General features: G+C 58.0%; 14 protein-coding genes. 4 read left to right on the top strand and 10 right to left on the bottom strand.

The window, feature by feature from the left end:
• Positions 1–14 precede the first annotated feature (14 nt).
• The 4 genes from glyS to F3J17_RS24315 all read left to right on the top strand — a co-directional run bounded on the left by glyS (position 15) and on the right by F3J17_RS24315 (position 4,555).
• The gene (gene glyS / locus F3J17_RS24330; RefSeq protein WP_167064967.1) at positions 15–2,114 is read left to right on the top strand and encodes a glycine--tRNA ligase subunit beta; all 2,100 of its coding nucleotides are present in this window, start codon (positions 15–17) and stop codon (positions 2,112–2,114) included.
• Between the two features lie 35 nt (positions 2,115–2,149).
• The gene (gene gmhB, locus F3J17_RS24325) at positions 2,150–2,713 is read left to right on the top strand and encodes a D-glycero-beta-D-manno-heptose 1,7-bisphosphate 7-phosphatase (protein ID WP_167064964.1); all 564 of its coding nucleotides are present in this window, start codon (positions 2,150–2,152) and stop codon (positions 2,711–2,713) included.
• 59 nt (positions 2,714–2,772) lie between these two features.
• Entirely contained in the window at positions 2,773–3,534 is a 762-nt protein-coding gene (locus tag F3J17_RS24320) for a lysophospholipid acyltransferase family protein (protein ID WP_167064961.1), read from the top strand.
• Between the two features lie 121 nt (positions 3,535–3,655).
• Positions 3,656–4,555, top strand: coding sequence for a SprT family zinc-dependent metalloprotease (locus F3J17_RS24315; protein WP_167064958.1), 900 nt, complete (start codon positions 3,656–3,658; stop codon positions 4,553–4,555).
• 90 nt (positions 4,556–4,645) lie between these two features.
• Here F3J17_RS24315 and F3J17_RS24310 read toward each other — a convergent pair whose 3' ends face one another.
• The 10 genes from F3J17_RS24310 to gloA all read right to left on the bottom strand — a co-directional run bounded on the left by F3J17_RS24310 (position 4,646) and on the right by gloA (position 18,468).
• Positions 4,646–5,848 (bottom strand): polysaccharide pyruvyl transferase family protein, encoded by a 1,203-nt coding sequence (locus F3J17_RS24310; RefSeq protein WP_167064955.1) that lies wholly within the window; start codon positions 5,846–5,848, stop codon positions 4,646–4,648.
• Positions 5,845–7,023 (bottom strand): glycosyltransferase, encoded by a 1,179-nt coding sequence (locus tag F3J17_RS24305; RefSeq protein ID WP_167064952.1) that lies wholly within the window; start codon positions 7,021–7,023, stop codon positions 5,845–5,847. The genes F3J17_RS24310 and F3J17_RS24305 overlap by 4 nt, the downstream gene beginning before the upstream one ends.
• A 7-nt stretch (positions 7,024–7,030) precedes the next feature.
• Complete coding sequence (locus F3J17_RS24300; RefSeq protein WP_167064949.1) at positions 7,031–8,071, bottom strand: EpsG family protein; 1,041 nt, start codon at positions 8,069–8,071, stop codon at positions 7,031–7,033.
• Positions 8,072–8,117: 46 nt separating this feature from the next.
• Positions 8,118–10,310 carry a glycosyltransferase gene (locus F3J17_RS24295; protein WP_167064946.1) on the bottom strand — a complete coding sequence of 731 codons (2,193 nt, stop codon included), beginning with the start codon at positions 10,308–10,310 and terminating at the stop codon, positions 8,118–8,120.
• Positions 10,307–12,553: a polysaccharide biosynthesis tyrosine autokinase gene (locus F3J17_RS24290; RefSeq protein ID WP_167064943.1), complete on the bottom strand. Its 2,247-nt coding sequence runs from the start codon at positions 12,551–12,553 to the stop codon at positions 10,307–10,309. Before F3J17_RS24290 ends, F3J17_RS24295 begins: the two co-directional genes overlap by 4 nt.
• Positions 12,550–13,023 (bottom strand): low molecular weight phosphotyrosine protein phosphatase, encoded by a 474-nt coding sequence (locus F3J17_RS24285; RefSeq protein WP_275692923.1) that lies wholly within the window; start codon positions 13,021–13,023, stop codon positions 12,550–12,552. Before F3J17_RS24285 ends, F3J17_RS24290 begins: the two co-directional genes overlap by 4 nt.
• 61 nt (positions 13,024–13,084) lie before the next feature.
• Positions 13,085–14,710 carry a hypothetical protein gene (locus tag F3J17_RS24280; RefSeq protein ID WP_167064937.1) on the bottom strand — a complete coding sequence of 542 codons (1,626 nt, stop codon included), beginning with the start codon at positions 14,708–14,710 and terminating at the stop codon, positions 13,085–13,087.
• 49 nt (positions 14,711–14,759) lie between these two features.
• Complete coding sequence (locus tag F3J17_RS24275) at positions 14,760–15,968, bottom strand: polysaccharide biosynthesis/export family protein (protein ID WP_240161149.1); 1,209 nt, start codon at positions 15,966–15,968, stop codon at positions 14,760–14,762.
• A 28-nt stretch (positions 15,969–15,996) separates the two neighbouring features.
• The gene (locus F3J17_RS24270) at positions 15,997–17,406 is read right to left on the bottom strand and encodes an undecaprenyl-phosphate glucose phosphotransferase (protein WP_167064934.1); all 1,410 of its coding nucleotides are present in this window, start codon (positions 17,404–17,406) and stop codon (positions 15,997–15,999) included.
• Positions 17,407–18,084: 678 nt separating this feature from the next.
• The gene (gene gloA, locus F3J17_RS24265) at positions 18,085–18,468 is read right to left on the bottom strand and encodes a lactoylglutathione lyase (RefSeq protein WP_167064931.1); all 384 of its coding nucleotides are present in this window, start codon (positions 18,466–18,468) and stop codon (positions 18,085–18,087) included.
• Between the last annotated feature and the right edge of the window lie 70 nt (positions 18,469–18,538).

Below are 18,538 nucleotides of genomic sequence, written 5' to 3'. Positions count from 1 at the left end.
GATCTCCGACAACAATGACCCAAGCTCATCAAGCCACCCTCCTCGTCGAACTGCTGACCGAGGAACTGCCGCCCAAGGCCCTCGCGCGCCTGGGCGACGCATTCGCCGAAGGCATTGCGCAGCGCCTCGCCGCGCGCGACCTGATTGAAGGCGACCTGTCGTTCGAACGCTTCGCCACCCCGCGCCGCCTGGCCGTCACGATCAAGAACGTGCGCGCCGTCGCGCCTGAAAAGCAGGTGCGCGAAAAAGTGCTGCCGGTGTCGGTCGCGCTCGACGCCAACGGCCAGCCCACCGCACCGCTCGCGAAGAAACTCGCGGCGCTGGGCTTCCCCGACTTCCCGGTGGGCGATCTCGAACGCGCCAGCGACGGCAAGAACGAAGCGTTCTTCCTGCGCTACTCGGCGCCGGGCGCCACGCTCGCCGATGGCCTGCAAGCCGTGCTCGACGAAGCGCTCGCCAAGCTGCCGATTCCCAAGGTCATGAAGTACCAGCGCCCGGACGGCAGCGACGTGCAGTTCGTGCGCCCGGTGCATCGACTGATCGCGCTGCACGGCGAACAGATCGTGCCGGTGAGCGCGTTCGGCGTCGACGCCGGCGATACCACGCGCGGCCATCGCTTCCTCTCGGAAGGCCTGATCGCCATCACGCACGCCGACGACTACGCCCACACGCTCCAGCACAAGGGCCGCGTGATCGCGAGCTACGCTGAGCGCCGCGCGGCAATCCAGTCGCAACTCACCGAGCAGGCGGGCGCTGACCGCGTCGTCATGCCCGAATCGCTGCTCGACGAAGTGAATTCGCTGGTCGAATGGCCGGTGGTCTACGCCTGCAAGTTCGAGGACGAATTCCTGCAAGTGCCGCAGGAATGCCTGATCCTCACGATGCAGACGAACCAGAAGTATTTCGCGCTGACCGACGATCAAGGCCGCCTGCGTTCGCGCTTCCTGATCGTCTCGAACATCGAAACGGCCACGCCCGTCGAGATCGTCGAAGGCAACGAGCGCGTCGTGCGCCCGCGTCTGGCCGACGCCAAGTTCTTCTTCGAGCAGGACAAGAAGAAGACGCTGGCCGACCGCGTGCCCCTGCTCGCGAACGTGGTCTATCACAACAAGCTCGGCTCGACGCTGCAGCGCGTGGAACGCCTCGAAGCCATCGCCGGCGCGATCGCCGACATGTGCGGCGCGGATGTCGCGCTGGCAAAACGCGGCGCACGCCTCGCGAAGGCCGACTTGCTGACCGACATGGTCGGCGAGTTCCCGGAACTGCAAGGCACGATGGGCACCTACTACGCACGCCACGACGGCGAAGCGGAAGAAGTGGCCATCGCGTGCTCCGAGCACTACCAGCCGCGGTTCTCCGGGGATGAGTTGCCGGGCACGCCCACGGGCACCATCGTCGCGCTCGCGGACAAGCTGGAAACGCTGGTCGGCATCTGGGGTATCGGACTTGCGCCTACGGGCGAGAAAGACCCGTTCGCGCTGCGCCGCCACTCGCTGGGCGTGCTGCGTATCCTCGTCGAAAAGCAGTTGCCGCTCGACCTCGTCGAACTGCTGCGCACCACCTACGCGCAATTCGCGGGCAACACGGCAGTCGCTGAATCGACGCAGGCGATCTACGAGTTCTGCATGGACCGTCTGCGCGGCCAGCTGCGCGAGCGCGGCTATGCGGCGCAGGAAGTGGACGCCGTGCTGGCCCTGAACCCCACGCGCTTCGACGACGTGATCGCGCGTCTGGACGCCGTGCGCGAATTCGCCGCGCTCAACGAAGCAGCGGCGCTGGCCGCGGCCAACAAGCGTATTTCGAACATCCTCAAGAAGTCCGAGGGTGCCGAAGACGGCGGCGTGCAGATCGCCCTGCTGACGGAAAACGCCGAAAAAGCGCTCTACGCCCAGCTCGAACAGGTCGCGCCGCGTGTCGAGTCGCAACTGGCCGCACGCGATTACACGGGCGCGCTCACCGCACTCGCGGCGCTGCGCGAGACCGTGGACACGTTCTTCAACGACGTGATGGTCAATGCCGAAGATCCGGCGCTGCGGGCCAACCGCCTCGCGCTGCTCAAGGCACTGCATCGCCAGATGAACAGCGTGGCCGACATCTCGCGCCTCGCGGCGTAATGGCCGTCGTGACACGACAACACTGACACGACACCATGCCGACAAGCTCCAGCCGCAAGCTCGTGATCCTCGACCGCGACGGCGTGATCAACGTCGATTCCGACGCCTTCATCAAGTCGCCGGACGAATGGGTCGCACTGCCGGGCAGCCTCGAAGCGATCGCCCGCCTGAACCAGGCGGGTTATCGCGTCGCGGTCGCAACGAACCAGTCCGGCATCGGCCGGGGCCTGTTCGACACGACCGCGCTCAACGAAATGCACGCGAAGATGCACCGCCAGGCTGCGGCCGTGGGTGCACGCATCGACGCCGTGTTTTTCTGCCCGCACACCTCGCAGGATCACTGCGACTGCCGCAAGCCCAAGCCCGGCATGTTGAAGATGATCGCCGACCGGTTCGAGATCGATCCCGCTGAAACGCCCGTGGTGGGCGATTCGCTGCGCGACCTCGAAGCGGGCGCTGCGCTGGGCTGCCGCCCGCACCTGGTGCTGACCGGCAAAGGCCAGAAAACGCTCGCGGCGGGCGGCCTGCCCGAAGGCACGCAGATCCACAACGACCTGCGCGCCTTCGCGCTGGACTTTCTTTCCAACGCCCCGGCCTGACGTTACGTCGCGCCGATTCAGGCCGCCCCGCCGCCCCGCTTCCCCGAACGGTTCCCCCGATGCGCTTCATCCGCTCCCTGCTGCTGTTCATCTACCTGATCGTGTACACGATGCCGTACGCGACCGCGTGCTTCATCGCGTTTCCGTTCCTGAACCCCACGCGACGTTACTGGATGGCGGCGGGCTGGTGCCGCTCGACGCTGTTCGTGTCGCGCTGGCTGGTGGGCATCCGCTATCGCATCGAAGGCATGGAGAATCTGCCCAACGGCCCGGCCGTGCTGCTCTCCAAGCATCAATCGGCATGGGAAACGCTGGCGTTCCCCGCGCTGATGCCGCGCCCGCTGTGCTACGTGTTCAAGCGTGAACTGCTGTTCGTGCCGTTCTTCGGCTGGGCGCTGGGCATGCTGAAGATGGTTCACATCAACCGCAAGGAAGGCAAGAACGCGTTCACTTCCGTGATTCGCCAGGGCAAGCAGCGCATGGCCGAAGGCGCGTGGGTCATCATGTTCCCGGAAGGCACGCGCATTCCGGTGGGCAAGACCGGCAAGTACAAGACGGGCGGCCCGCGCTTCGCCATCGAAACGGGCGCGCCGGTGGTGCCGATCGCGCACAACGCCGGCCACGTCTGGCCCCGTAACTCGTTCATCAAATATGCGGGTATAGTCACGGTGTCGATCGGCAAGCCCATCGATACCAAGGGGCTGACGCCCGACGAAGTGAATACGCGCGTGGAAACCTGGATCGAAGCCGAAATGCGCCGCATCGATCCGGACGCGTACCGCGAAACGGATGGCACCTCGGCCAACACCGCGAAGATCTGACGGCCGGGGCCGGTGGCCCGCCGGATCGAGCCGGTTTATCCGGTTGATCCGGTTTATCCAGGCCGTCTGGTCGACCATCCGACGCGCGGGCCGCACACGCCCTCCCGCTCCAGGCCTGACGATGCAGAAGTCCCCCACGCCGCGCCATGCCGCGGCGCTTGACCATCAGCAACTTGATCTGCCGCTCTTTGCTGAGCCGGTAGCGGTGCCGGTGGCGACACCGTCCGCTGAATCCTCTCCTCCCTCTGGTTCAACGCCTGGTAAGGCGCGTAAGGCCCCGATTGCGCCGCTCGCGCCGGATGGCTCGCGCATGCGCACGCTCGAACTGGGTGCGCGGACGCTGCAGTATCGGTTGAAGCGTTCTTCGCGGAAGTCGATTGGGTTTGCTATCGATGCGAGCGGGCTCACGATTACCGCGCCGCGCTGGGTCACGATTGCGGATATTGAGAACGCGATTGCCGAGAAACAGCGGTGGATTTTTTCGAAGCTGATTGAATGGCAAACGCGGGTTGAGCAGCGTGCTTTGCCTAAGGTCGAGTGGCGGGATGGGGCTCAGCTGCCCTATCTCGGTAAGCCGATGCGGGTAAGGCTGGGGGCTGTGTCTTTGTCGTTTGATGCTGAGGCACGCGTGCTTTCTTTACCGCTGCCGCCTCACGCGGACGCGCAGCAGATCAAGGATCGCGTGACCGGGTGGCTTCAGGGTGAGGCTACGCGGATCTTTGGGGAAAGGCTTCAGGTTTATGCTGCGCGGCTGGGCGTGACGTTTCGGTCGTATGCGCTTTCTTCGGCTATGACTCGGTGGGGGAGTTGTTCGAGCGAAGGGCGGATTCGGTTGAACTGGCGGTTGATCCACTTTCCGCTTTCGGTCGTTGACTATGTGGTCGCGCATGAGCTCGCGCATCTGCGGGAGATGAACCATAGTCCGAGGTTCTGGCAGACTGTGGAGTCGATTTTTCCGGAGTATCGCGATGCGAGGAAGCGGTTGAAGGAGCAGCAGGTGGAGATGGTGCCGGGGATGTAATCGCAGCGGAGCAACGTCTCCCTTCCGCACCAAGTTTGCACCTGTCAGCCCATTGATGCGTTTCCGGCACGGTCCAGCTGTATTCCAACGTCATGCAGCCCCGACTCGCTCATCCTCGCCAGCACGATCACTTTTCAGGTCGTCGAGAAAGCGCCCGAATGCCTCGAGGTGATCTGCTGCGCCGCCGAATCGAGGCGCCTCGCATTGCCCCGTCAACATGCTGGTCACCGTGGTCACGCAGTCGGTTGCTGTGGGCGACGGCTCCCTCGGCCCCGGCAAACCGCGATCGTCCAAAAACTCGACGCACTTGCGCTGATAGCAAAAAAGCAGCGCCGGAACGTGATAGACGTAGCTTGTAATCGCCCCGTGTAGTTTCGACGTCACCACGCACGAAGCATTTGCGAGAAGGTCGATGACCTCTGTGATTGACCCGTCGTAGCGATAACGGCTAACACGCACTCGCTCCGGTTTGAAGAGCCTCGCAATGTCTCCGGTGGCTGCCACGCTTTCCCCATCGAGGGACACGAACATCACCTCGTCCACGAGGCCCGCGCGATCGACCGCTCCCAATATTTCCAGCACGGCGTCGGTATAGTCGTCCAGATGTATCGATACCAGCAACGTGCGCGTGCGTTCACGATTTAACGCAGGGGTGTAAATCGCCGGCAGAGAAAAAGCCAGATCACAGAGATTCGCAGGCCGCCGCCCGTCGAGTTCAAGCACGGCTTCTACCGACGATTTATCACGAACCGCAATGCAGGACAGCCGCTTGATGACGGCGGCGAATGCGGAACGCCGCTCATCCGAGCTAAATGGCCCGACGGAAACGCCCAGCGCCGCAACGGATCGCCCCAACGCGCCACTGACACGGGTGGCGAATCGAGCAAAGCCAATCGACGCGCCGGCGCCAAATAACGTTCCCCCGCCAAAGACCACGGCGTCAGCGCGAACAATTGCCACAGCATATGTCAGGCATCGAGCGAGCGCACCGCCAACGCCACTTGCTATCCAGAATCGATGGACGACAGGCAGGCGGAACGCGCCCTTCAGCTCCCGCTTGGCAGATGCACCCACAATTTGCGCGACGAGACCTCGCCGCGAAGCGCAAATCGCCTGAAGGATAAATCCGAATAGATCGTCGCCAAAATTGTTGCGGCCATAGAATCCAAGAAAGGAAATCCTGAATGTTCTATCCCCCCCCTTCTTGCGCATCGCCTGCTCACTGCTTTCCAGTACCGCGACATCGACGGATTGCATTTCACGCGCCCCTTCCTTCACTTCACCAGTACTCATTTCAATCTTCCACCTGGAACCAAGTTGCTAAACGCTGGCGCTTGCGTCTCCGGCACCCCAGCGCTGATCAGATTGCGATAAATTCTCACGTAGGAACGAAACAGGCGGTCGCTGCTGAATCGCTCGAGCGCTTTCTCCCGCGCAGCCGATCCCATACGCGCCCGCAACGGCGGATCATTGACCAATCGCTTGACGTACGCGGCCAGCTCGTCGTCGCTGTTGGCCAAAAAACCGGTCACACCGTGTTGAATGACATCCCGATTGCCAACGACGCGGCTTCCGATCGCAGGCAGCCCCAATGCCTGAGCTTCGATTAAGGCGATCGGCATGCCTTCCCACAGCGAGGGAATAACAAACAGGTCACACGCAGCAAGTCGATGATGCAATTCCTCCGTCTTGACCCATCCTGTCAATTCGACCACGCCCCTATCAACCCACGTATTCACCGAATCGGCGTCACCATCCCCAAACCAGATGAATTTCCGCTGCGCGTCAACACCACTCTCACGAGCAGCCGATTGGGCAAGCTTCGAAAAACGCCAAGGTGCTTTCTGATAGGTCACACGTCCTGATGTACATATCGTTGTTATCTGCTTGTTTGCAGCCACTTTCCGCGCCACGAGGCCTGCCGTATCGACTGCGTTCTCAACCATGCCGATTCGCCTGGTATGCCCCAATAGCCGGCTTGCGTATTGGCGCTCGCTTCGCGAACAGGTCACAATATTCCCGCCGATGGCATGCAGCAAACGCTCAACCAGCAGATAAAACTTTGCCGTTCTTCTGGGGATATCCTGCTTCAGGAAAGAGAATCCGTGCGGCGAATAGATCGTTCGGTCACACAGGCCCATTACGCGCGCAACCACTCTTCCGAGCGCCGCAGCTTTAGATGAATGCAGGTGGATGACGTCGGGCCTACCCTTCAGGATCTCCTGAAATAATCGAACTATCGACACTGCATCATGAAGTCCCACGCTGGTCTTCATATCGATTACACGTCGACGAATCCGCTTGTCGAAAATCCTGTCTAGTTCCGCTTCTGATGGCGTGTCTACCCGTATCGAGTGAACGATTGTCACGTCGTCCCCCGCGCTGACCTGTCGATTGGCCAGCAGTGCAATGCAATAAAGCACGCCGCCTCCGAGCGCCTCTGTCACGTGCAGAATGGTCTGTCGCATAATTCCCTTACTCCATTTCTTCCAATGCTGGGGAAAATCGGTACGGTAAAAACGGTGACTCCGTTCGTCCCGCCTCATCCAGCATGTTGTGCATACGCCCCGCCAACGCGACCATCCCGATCAAGAGCACCCACCCCATCATGCGTGCACTAACTCGTCCTGTTCGAGGTCGATACTGTCGCCACATAACCGCAACCAGAAGAACGACATCCAGTAACTGAAAACGAATTCCGGCGTAGGTGATCTGGGTCAACGCATAGAAGACCATGCAAAGAATTCCACAGATCCACCATCCCGCCTTCGGAATCTCGAAATCACGACGATTTAAAAACATCGCACACAGAATCATTCCCTGCAGAATCAGGAACATTAATCCGGACGATGCATTAGGCGCGGACATTTCACCGTAGAGACCCGCTTTGTCACCCAGATAGGCAGGAAGAAGAAGCGACGCGACAGCGGCAATAAACGAAAAACCAACAATGAGTAACGTTTTACCTCGTTGCGTCACAGCAACGAAAATCAGAAACAGCAGAATCGAAGAGAAATGCATACCGGTACCGATCATCGCGAATACCACGTAGCGCACCGGACGCTTTTCTGGTGCCACTCGCGTAGCAATGAGAAATATCGACGTTGCGAGTCCGAACCTCATGACATTCATCGTCAATTCGTAGAACATCGCCGGAACGAGCAATAGCCCACCGAACCATGCACCATATCGATCCGTGTATATAGTCCACAGAAGCAGCACGCATGTCGTGAGCGATATTCCATTTACGACAAACCTGGGGTTTGGATCAATTGCCCACAAAAGCGACGCGTAGCCATTGAAGAGTGGCTCGCCCCCATAGCCGCCGCCGTCACCAAGTGCTCTGAAAGCGTCGTAATAAGCCGCAGTATCTGTTCCGCTATGACCGCGCAATACTACGAGAGCCACCATAGGAATTGACGCGATCGCGATAACGATCGCGCTGGTCCCGCCATAGCTGATGCAGAGCGCGACGCCCAGGTAAAAACACAGAAGAGGGAAAATATAGTAAGCCATATAACCGCCCGCCTGATGCAGGCACGTCCAATGATTGCCGTTTCTGCTATGCGATCTTTCGCGCCACGGCACATCGTCGTAGATACTTTGCGGCGCTCAACAGCGAAAAGCACACCCACTCCGCCCAGTTGATTGCGCCGGATTTCCAGAAGCGACGATAGTTATCCTGCTCACCTTTCTGAATTTTCCAGAGCTGCGCACTCAGTCCCGTTTCTGCGCCGAACTGCGCCTTGAATACATAGGACAGCGGCGTCGAGAACAGATAGCCGATTCCCTCATCAACCAAGAACACTTCAAGCAGCATGAAATAGTCCTCAGCATGGCGCTTCGATTCATCAAAGCGCGCAACACAGTCTGATCGCATCACGATGCTCGACGGAGTGAAACGGTTAGAGAAGAGCACTCGCCAGCGAGACGTGGGCTTGGGCTCATCGACCTTCGGAAGAACTCGAGCGACGACTCCAGCCGCTTCATCAATTTGAGCGACAGGATGACCGGTGATAGCCACGTGTGGGTGGCGAATCATCCAGCCATACTGGATTTCCAGCTTTTCGAGATCCCACGCGTCATCCGAGTCCAGGAATGCGATGTAGGGCTGCGAAGCGTTTTCCCAACCGATGTTTCGTGCCCGTCCGGGGCCGCTATTTCGCTCCAGTTCAATGACACGAACCCAACCCGCCTCGTAGCATCCGGCCAGCTTTTTCAGTTGTTCAGGCGTGTCGTCGGTGCTGCAATCATCGACGAGAATCACCTCCTTCGGACGAAGCCGCTGATGCGCAAGTGACTCGAGCGCACGCTCGATCGTCGAACTGCAGTTGAAGCAAGGAATGATTACGCTCACCGAAGCCATAGCGTCAACCGCCGTTGCCACGAAGCCAGCGCATGCATCCACGGACGGCGCGATGACTGACTGGTCGAGAGTTTTGTCGATGCTACGTTGTCGCATCATTGCGTTCTTAATGATCATTCTCGGCAAGTAATAACGCGCGGTTGAGATAGACAAGATGGACCAAACGGCCTCACCGATGACGGCTGACCACGCCGCGCCCTTTACTCCGCAAAATGGAATGAGTGCAAACGCCGCTGCGATACTCGCGGCAATTGCCGCCAACGCGCATAGATTTCTGACCTTTAGCAAATTCGACGTGGTCATAATCGAAGACGTACTGGTGGTAAGGAAGCGAAACGGCACACATACAGCCATCAGGATAACTACAGGAACGGAGGAAAAATACTTTCCCCCGAATATCACCGGTACATAAAATGGCGCTGCCAAAGCTGTTATGACGGCAAGCAGAACGCCTAAAACGAGCATCCAGATATTTCCTCTGCGCCACGCAATCATCAGCTTTTCATCCCCAAGCGCCGCCCACCGGTGCAATCTCGGCATCAGCAACTTCTGAAACAGCACGTTCGGTCCAAGATAGAGGCCCGACAGTATTGTGACGGCCACGCTATACGACGCAACCTCGCGTGCGGTCCCCAGATGCGTAAGCACGATGATTCCACTCTGTCCATACGCAAAGAAAAGCAGACTGGCGACACCGAACGGCATGGCACCGCGCCACACTACGGACATCGACGGCTCGGCGCCTGTACAAGGTGCGGCGCTGGACGCAGGCCGAACCCCGTGACCAACGATATTCGCCTTTCCATTCAACAAAGGAACGAGCGAAAACCATGCGCCAGCTGTGGTAATCGCTGCAATTGCACCGAATCCCAGCGCAATGAACTCACTACGTACGAAGACGAAACTGCATACAATGAGTAAAGCAATCCGACTGCCATTCTGCAAAACCTGCCAGATCGCCACATACCCAAATCGTTCCTCGATCTGAAATCGCGCCGCTGCCATTTCAATGGCGGCTTGAGCCAGCACGACTGGCAACATCATGAAGATGTCGTTTCTCACTCCCGTGCTTTGTACGTATGCCCAGACGATCGCCGCAGCAATACACGACAGGGAGGTGCAAAGCACAAATCGCAGTGACGCAGTCATCCATCGGAACGCCGCCCACCCTTCTGTTCCGAACAATTTGAGCCAGTACGCAGGGAGGCCGAATCCGACAGCAGGCGCGATAAGCGCAAGAACAGCCATCGCGGACGTGAAGTTGCCGAACTCCATTGGCGTCAAGTTTCGGGCAAGCGCCGCCTGTACAGCAAATGCACATACGGCCGATGCAAGCGCGCTAGCTGTCAGCAGGGAGACACTCCATGCATCGCGAACTTTCCTGCTCATCGACTCTCACCTGCCGCTCGCTGCTCGGCGCGCCCATATCGATAGTTGCCGTATTTAACGCCGTAGCGGAATTGACCTGCTCGCGGATCGATACCGTTCAAGATCACGCCGTTCACGTCGACGCCCACCATTTCTAGCCTGCGCGCGCACTCTTCCAGCGCAGCGATTCTGGTCACACCGGCACGCGCCACCACAAACACGTTGCCCTTCGCCAAAGGGGCCAGAATCTCCGCGTCCGGAACGGCCAGCACAGGCGCCGTATCAAGAATCACGACGTCGAAGGTCGCCGACAGTTTCCTGAATAGGTCAGACAGGTTCGGGTGGGTCAGAAGATCACCAGCGTTCTCCTTCGGCATTCCCGAACCCAAGAATTCCAGATTCGTATGGCCTATCTTCGTCACGCATTGCTCGACACTCGCCACCCCTACAATCAGGTCGCTGAGCCCCTTTCCTTCGTGTACGCCGAAAGCGGCGCTTAGCGTTGAACGCCTCAAATCGCAATCAACCAGCAGGACGCGTTTTCCCGCGTTTGCCAGCAACGCCGCGACGTTCGACGAAACGAACGATTTTCCAAGCGCAGGCGATGAACCAATAAACATGACGATGTTGTTCGACGCGTCCGCCATCGAAAACTGAAGTGCAGTCCGAAAGCTTCTCAGGCTCTCGACTGCAGGATCGGTCGGATCTGCAAGCGCAAGGATCCGCGCATTTCGCGCCTTGATGATTCGGCGCAATACCCCTGAACGCGGCGCACGACTAAGCGGTACGATCGACGCCACCTTGAGATCGGTTTCCCGCTGAATCTCGTATGAATCAGAGATCCCGCCAAGCAATTTATCCCTGATCCATGCCGCGCATATCGCAAGCAACGCAGCGAAAGCGGTCGCGGCAAGAGCAAGGATCGCACGTCGGAAGCGCATCGGATGATCCGGCATCACGGCGACATCGAGTATGCGAACGTTCGCCATACGCCCGGCACGCAACAACTGTAGTTGCTCTATATTATTAAGCAAACCTACATAAAGTTCATTGTTAACCTTGACATCCCTGGCCGCCTGAACAATCTGTCGCTCAGTATCCGGTAACCGACTGATGCGTTGGGACAATACTGCAGACTCTACCCGAAGAACAGAGATCTCCCGATCCAGCGCAACGACGCTCGGGTGACTCGGAGTGTAAAGTTCGGCCGTTGCTGCCCGCTTTTGCTGCAGTTGCGCCAATGCGGCGTCAGTGTCAGCAGATCGTTGAAGCGCGCTTGCGGCTTCTGCATCGACATTGACCGAACCCAATGCACGTCGCGCCGTGGCGTAGTTGCGCTCCGATGTGTCCAGCTTTTCGCGCAGCACCAGAACCTGTCCGGAAAGAAACTTGAGCGAGCGCTCCGCGTCTTCTCTTTTGCGTGCTTCGTCTTGCTCGACGTATTGGCCAGCAATGTCATTCAGGATGGCTGTGATTCGCGCGGCATCGGTACCGCAAAGACGAACCCGGAGAATATTTGAGTCCTTTCCCTGCTGGCTGACTGAGATTTGGCGCTGAAGCTGGTTGATCGCGTCCAGCCTCGATTCGCGGCTGATCTTGAACCTGGCACCCACTTGTCCAGCCACCGCCCCAACGTTCAGGGTGATGGGGCCACTCTCGGTGAGAAACGTATCACTTCGTCCAACCTGACCAACGGCGTCCCTGTCGAGGCCGGAACCGGAGAGGCGATACTTGCCCTGTTCGAGAAGAGTCAGATTGAAAACCTCACCTTCATAATCGTCCGGCACATCGAAACGCGCGATATCGATTTTTTCCTGACCCCACGTGAAGCCTCCGAAACCGAACAGACCCGGTTTCGAGAGCCCTTTAGTGTTGCGCGCAATGGCATTCCCGATGACCGGCAGGCGTACCGGCTCGGCATCGATGAAAAGTCTAAGGCTATCGACCGCCGCGACAACAATCAGCCGTGACTGGAGGATCTGTGTTTCCGTATCGGTCGACGATTTCACATTGAACATCGCCGCAATATCCTGGCCGAGCAATGACGACGCCGTCGTGCTGGCGTCGCTCTCGTCCACTTGCGTGAGGATGTCTGCTTCGTAGACAGGGTTTGAAAGGAAGACGGCGCCAAGCCCCAACACCAAGACGACGCTGAACACCCAAAGCATCATGCGCCGATAGATGACAAAGACGTCTAGTAAAGCGGCTAAATTAAATTCCTGCTCGCCCGATTCGGGCGAGCGCAAATGATTTTCCACGTTCATTTCCCATTCCCAGTTTTAGAACTCGAGAAATGAATCGCTTCTTCCCCAAGATACATTGACCATCGCGCAATGGCACCTTCCAGCAGATCCCGGCACGCGCGAAATTTCTCGAAATCACAATCGACCGGATCCTCGATATCTGCGTCAAGGAAATGTCCAATCCGAAAGACCCGTCCATGCGAAAAAGGAAACATCCGATGCAGATCCTCTACCTGCTTGCGGCTCATCGTTAAGATCAGATCAGCGTCACGAACCAGATTGCGCGTGATCCGCGTTGCCTTGTGCCCACTGATATCAATACCCCATTCCTTGATCGCATCAACCGAAAACGGTGCTGCCAGTCTCCCCGTCTCAACCGCGAAGCCTGCCGAGGTGACTCGAATAGACGGGAAAATTTGTTTGAAGAGCGCTTCTGCCATGGGACTTCGACACACATTGGCGTGGCAAAGGATGATTACGTTAGAAAACATCGACGTCTCTTCTCGATTTTTTACTGATCTGGATGCCACGCATACCCACCATTCCTGAACGTCAAACGCCCCATACAGCCGCACTCGCAACCTCAAGCGCTGATCCGTCGGCCGTGAGTGCAAGTAAGATCTGGCAACGCGTTGCCCCTGATGGAACCGTTGCACGCACAACAGGAAATTTTCTGTCTCCGTTGGGAAAGGAGCGTGCATTCATGACGTTCCCAGCTTCATCCGTGAAACGGTATTGAATGCTGACCTCAGCGACGCCAGCGATCGTGCATTGAGCAACCAGTTGCTCCCCAGACCGAACCGAAAACGGAGTCTTGGTGCTCAATTCAATTGGGGCCTTTCCAGGAGGCACATCAAGCAACAGCAACTGCCGTCGTGCGCCGGCGTCGAGCGTCGAAAAGGACGGCGACGGACGCGCCAACTTGCCTTTGGCACCCGATATCGTCCAATGCGTCAGCACATCGGCAGCGGTCTGCAACGGATCACACTGAAAGTCGCTATCAGCATTGCGCACCGAGCCGCGCCACGGCAACGCTGCAATTCTCTGGAATGATTGCCCGCTCAGGTGCTCGACATGCACCTCGTCTCCGATCAGCGCGACGATCGGTGCAATGGAGAGAGCCTCAAAACGCCACTCGACTGCTGACGCAGCGAAACGCGTGTTACCCGCAACAAGCAGGCGAGGCGCGTTGCACAGTGTTTTTTTCTTCCAGTAGCGAGGCAACACGATTGAGTTTTCGATCACGACGCGCAGATGGTCGCCAGCATGGGTAGCATTAACCAGCAGGTTGTCGATACCTTCCACATGGCAGTGATGGAGCGAAACCGTCCCGGAGGAAGCGCCCCGATCGAGCTTGATCACGTCGCCGTTGAAATCGAATGAGCAACTGTCGAACACGAAATCCATGCTGTCGCTGTCGACACGCACTGCACAGTTCGAACCTGCAAACGCACAGTCGATGAACGTAAGGCGCTCTCCGCTGTTCACAGCCCGAAGCGCAGTCGAATGCGAGGCGTAAATGCCCTCTTCCCTGTTCTGTTCGAATCTCGAGGAGAACCAGCTGCTCAGATACATATTGATCGGATCGAGGCGCAATGCGCCACGCCAGCCGCTGATGACCACGTTTCGCCCACCCGCGTCGCGTACGGCGCCGGGAAAGCTCGTGCCCCGGTTACCCATCACGACACCCCAGCCTCCGGATCGATCGACGCCAGGTCCGAGTATTGAAATCGTTCCGCCTGTGCCGTCCAGAAAAGGCGAGCGATCACCGGGATATCTCAGCAGCGTGGCAGGCAACGAAGTTTCGTTGCGACAGACGAAGCCATCGTTATCCGGTGCCAGATGCGTAAAGTCGAACAACACCGACCCGACTGAACACAGCTTGATCCATGGCGCGGTCTCAATGGTGTGAGCCAAATCGTAACGCCCAGCGCGCAAGAACAATGCAGGCAAGTGTGAGGTATCGCTCGCTCGAATTGCGATGTCGCGAACGAAATCGATCGCTCGTTGCAGCATCGTGGCGTCATCGTCGCCGGTCTTTGCGAAGTCGTGGATCCAATAGAAATTGGGTCCACTACCACGCGCAACGACTGGCTCGGCAACTGAATGATGGCAACCCAGTACGCCCACACCCGCAAATGCGCCAACTGTCGATGCGAGCAGGCGACGACGCTTCATACCATCCCACCCTGTTCAGCGACGCAGCTGACTTCGGAAGTACTTGTGCTCATTTCGCAACCAACCCCGCAGTTAACCCTGCATTGATGGCTGGAATGAGCAGCGTCAGGACGCGATTGAAGCGAACAAGACCGTTGCCATCGACATAGACGATGTCCTTAGGCTGCAAGTCGAACTCCTTGGCGACGAGCATAGCCACAGGCGATCGCCCGTCAAGGTGGAAGACCTGCGGCGTCCCGCTAAGCGTGCCGCGAATGACGAACATTTGCGCAGCATCAGCGGTTGAAGAATTTACGCTGCCTGCCTGCGCAATGGCGTCGGCCAGGGTAATGCGTCCGCTACGGCGCGGACTGGCCGAAACGGGCTTGTTGACCTCACCCATCACGTACACGTCGTTCTCGTCGCGCGCGGTCACGCGCAGCACGTCGCCTGGACGAAGATAAAGGTGCGACGGGCTGACACCGCGCGCCAGCATTTGCGTCAAGTTTATGTGCGAAGTGACATTTTTGCGCACCAGCACGAGATCGCTCTGGTCGGCGGTTTCAGCGAAACCACCGGCACGCGCGATTGCCTCATATAGCGACATCGGCACATCGTTGACCGCCACGACACCCGGGTTGCGCACTTCACCATCGACATAAACCTCATGTGCACGGTACGAAGCCATTCGCACCGTCACTTGTGGTTTGACGAAATACTTCGCCAATGCGTTTGCAAACCGTACCTGCACTTCCTCTGTGCGTAGTCCGGCGACATGCATCGTTCCCGCGTAAGGGAAATTGAGATTGCCGGACTGATCCACCACGAAGCCCGAATACGGGTCGCCGGGTCGCGTCGATGCCTGCGACTGCGCTCCTCCTAGCGCCGCCGCAATCTCGGGATGATCCCATACGACAATCTGCAATACATCACCCACTCCAATGGTGTAGGCCTGTGGCGCGGTAGTCAGAAGCGTTAGCTGAGCTTGTTGCTCACTAGACCGTGCTTCCTGCATCCGCCGCACCATCTCGACGTCGAGTTCGGTAATCGGCACTTCGGGCGTGGATTTGCTCGCATCGACCACGCGCGTCGCGCCGGCCGTGCCAGCGACTTTTGCAGTATCAGACTCCGACCGGGCGGACGTTGACATGCGCATTCCCGGAGCGACCGAGCATGCTGCCAGCATTGCGCTCAGCGCGATAGCCACACCCGGAACGACGATCCGACGCGCGCCAAGGCTTACCGTGTTGCTTGCCGACTGAGTAAACAACCTTTTCATTTGCTTCACCAATTCCACATTTCAGCAATCAATAAGCATTGCGATGTATGAGCCCTTTGTAGATCGTCGCCGCAACAATTCGCATATCGAGCCAGAAAGACCAGTTGCTGAGGTAATAAAGATCGTGCGCGACACGCCCTTGCATCTTCTCGATGCGGTCAGTCTCGCCACGAAAACCGTTGACTTGCGCCCAGCCCGTAATGCCCGGCTTAATGCGATAGCGATGGATATATCCATCCACGATGTCCTGATACAGCTTGTCGTGCTCGATAGCGTGAGGACGAGGCCCGACCACCGACATTTCGCCCCGCAGCACATTCAGAAATTGAGGCAATTCATCCAGACTCGTGCGACGCAGGAACGCACCTACTCGCGTCACGCGCGGATCATTTCGCGTCGCCTGCCTGACCATGCCGGCGACCTCGGTATGCACGCGCATGCTCCGAAACTTGTAGATATTAAAAATCTTCCCATTCGCGCCCTTGCGACGCTGCTTGAAAAACACCGGCCCATGCGACGTCAGCTTCACCGCAAGAGCGATCACCAGCAGGATCGGCGAAAGCCCACACACTACGCACAGCGCGAACAGGCGGTCGAATACTTCCTTGCCCAATAGAGAATGTGCCGCGATAGGCGATGCCACCAAGTTGATCGCCGACGTACCATCGAGATCCGCCATTCCGGAGTCGAACGGAACCAGCGCGCTGACATCCGGAATGAAGCGGATGTTGATCAGGTCATTGCGGAACAACTCGATGAATTCGAGCATCGTTTGCTCTTCCGAAAGCGGAAGCGCCAGCCAGATCTCGGCGATCTGAAGTTTGCGGATGTACGAGGCAAACGCTTCGCGATCCCTGAATGTCGGCAAACCAGTCGCGAGCGCGTCTGTTGCCGGTTTCGTGTTGAAAACGGCGGAAACCCGGTAGACGGAGCCGGATGTCGTGTCCACCTTGCGTATAAGATTTCTGCAATACGCCGCGCTTCCCACCACAGCAACGCCCCTGGTTTCTACATCCAGACCGCCAAGGCGTAGACAGAACGCGTGCGCCGCGAGCCTGCAGCCGACCACGCCAGCGCTAGTGAGGATCGCCCATTCTCCAAGCCATCCCCAATTGAACCGATATGGCTTGTGAAGGACCACGACGCATGCGCATGCTGCGGCGAGCACAGACAGCCAAACCAAGACGGGCAGGCACACGCAGCGCCAGAAGAGATGACGACGGCCGATTTGATACAGACCGAGTGACGGACAGATCATGAGCGCCAGCAACATCGCGATTGCAACGAGCGCGCTGTCATATCCGTCGCCACCGTCAAAACTAGGTGTATGCGTCGCAATGAATGCGCCGCCCGCGATCGCCATCACATCCGACAGGCGCGCAAACATGCCGCCATTTCGGACGAAGACAGAAGCATTACCGGGAGTTGCCAGGTGCATACGATTTTTTTCTGAGAGATAAAGTCGCGGCATATCCGTAGAAATTGCGCTGGTCTGATTCAGGCGATCATGCGGGTCAAGCCAGGGCAGACATGAACGCTAGATGACGTATCCTGCTTCGCACGATTCGCAGAGATCTCACCAGCCAGATATGGCACGGACTGACCGTTCAACGTTGCGCCATTAATCTCCCGAAACACAAAATGATTCTTAAGCGCTGCGCAACACGATGGCTGGGAAAGTGATGACATCATTAAGTGCCCTTCTGCTCGCATACTGAAAGGGCAATTCTCGTCTTCCACCGATTTCACGTATATAGGACGACTCCGAATTACCTTCGGATTCAATCGAGATATCTCAAATATTGATTCGATGTGTAGCCATCGAGAATGGCGAACACGCGCACTATCTATAAATAAGGATGCCGAAAAGTTTTAGAAAAAGTCAGAGAAAGTCGTCATCAGCGGCCTGGGCTGCCTCGCGACAAGCTCAACACGCTCTGATATGGGTGTTGAATCTACAAATCCAGATTTTAACTTCTTAAATCAAATATTAAATTTCTTCAGATCAGGCCAATATTCTCATTCTATTTTCGGCCCATCCGGAATTTTTCGTCGACTTGGCAACGTTCATTGCGAGCGGCATCGGATCTCTCCCATCCCGCCCCTAAAAACCGCCTTACTTCTTCTGAATAAACTCGATCTTGTACCCATCCGGGTCGGTCACGAACGCGATCACCGTCGTGCCGTGCTTCATCGGGCCGGCTTCGCGCACTACCGTGCCGCCCTGCTCCTTGATCTTCGCGCAAGCCGCGTAAGCGTCTTCCACCTCGACAGCCAGATGGCCGAAGCCCGTACCGAGGTCATACGAAGGCGTATCCCAGTTGTGCGTAAGCTCGATCACCGCACCGTCACGCTCATCGGTGTAGCCGACGAAAGCCAGCGTGAACTTGCCATCGGGATAGTCTTCGCGGCGCAGCAGCTTCATGCCGAGCAATTCGGTGTAGAACTTGATCGAGCGGTCCAGGTCGCCGACCCGGATCATCGTGTGCAAAAGGCGCATGGGGGACTCCAGTTTTTTGCCATCGTCAAAAGCGGGACTCTACCAAAATCTTTCCTGCCCTGCCGACGCC

It is taken from the genome of Burkholderia sp. Ax-1719 (genome assembly GCF_011753055.1).
GTDB lineage: Bacteria > Pseudomonadota > Gammaproteobacteria > Burkholderiales > Burkholderiaceae > Paraburkholderia.
The sequence above is the reverse complement of the archived record's forward strand: the minus strand, read 5'-3'. Positions and strand labels throughout refer to the sequence as shown.

Bases quoted from the DNA above. Each gene is read 5' to 3' on its own strand.
- F3J17_RS24280 (WP_167064937.1), bottom strand. From the start codon at position 14,710: ATGAAGCGTCGTCGCCTGCTCGCATCGACAGTTGGCGCATTTGCGGGT.
- F3J17_RS24310 (WP_167064955.1), bottom strand. From the start codon at position 5,848: ATGAGTACTGGTGAAGTGAAGGAAGGGGCGCGTGAAATGCAATCCGTC.
- F3J17_RS24275 (WP_240161149.1), bottom strand. From the start codon at position 15,968: ATGAAAAGGTTGTTTACTCAGTCGGCAAGCAACACGGTAAGCCTTGGC.
- F3J17_RS24290 (WP_167064943.1), bottom strand. From the start codon at position 12,553: ATGAACGTGGAAAATCATTTGCGCTCGCCCGAATCGGGCGAGCAGGAA.
- gmhB (WP_167064964.1), top strand. From the start codon at position 2,150: ATGCCGACAAGCTCCAGCCGCAAGCTCGTGATCCTCGACCGCGACGGC.
- F3J17_RS24305 (WP_167064952.1), bottom strand. From the start codon at position 7,023: ATGCGACAGACCATTCTGCACGTGACAGAGGCGCTCGGAGGCGGCGTG.
- F3J17_RS24300 (WP_167064949.1), bottom strand. From the start codon at position 8,071: ATGGCTTACTATATTTTCCCTCTTCTGTGTTTTTACCTGGGCGTCGCG.
- glyS (WP_167064967.1), top strand. From the start codon at position 15: ATGACCCAAGCTCATCAAGCCACCCTCCTCGTCGAACTGCTGACCGAG.
- F3J17_RS24285 (WP_275692923.1), bottom strand. From the start codon at position 13,023: ATGTTTTCTAACGTAATCATCCTTTGCCACGCCAATGTGTGTCGAAGT.
- F3J17_RS24320 (WP_167064961.1), top strand. From the start codon at position 2,773: ATGCGCTTCATCCGCTCCCTGCTGCTGTTCATCTACCTGATCGTGTAC.
- F3J17_RS24315 (WP_167064958.1), top strand. From the start codon at position 3,656: ATGCAGAAGTCCCCCACGCCGCGCCATGCCGCGGCGCTTGACCATCAG.
- gloA (WP_167064931.1), bottom strand. From the start codon at position 18,468: ATGCGCCTTTTGCACACGATGATCCGGGTCGGCGACCTGGACCGCTCG.
- F3J17_RS24295 (WP_167064946.1), bottom strand. From the start codon at position 10,310: ATGAGCAGGAAAGTTCGCGATGCATGGAGTGTCTCCCTGCTGACAGCT.
- F3J17_RS24270 (WP_167064934.1), bottom strand. From the start codon at position 17,406: ATGCACCTGGCAACTCCCGGTAATGCTTCTGTCTTCGTCCGAAATGGC.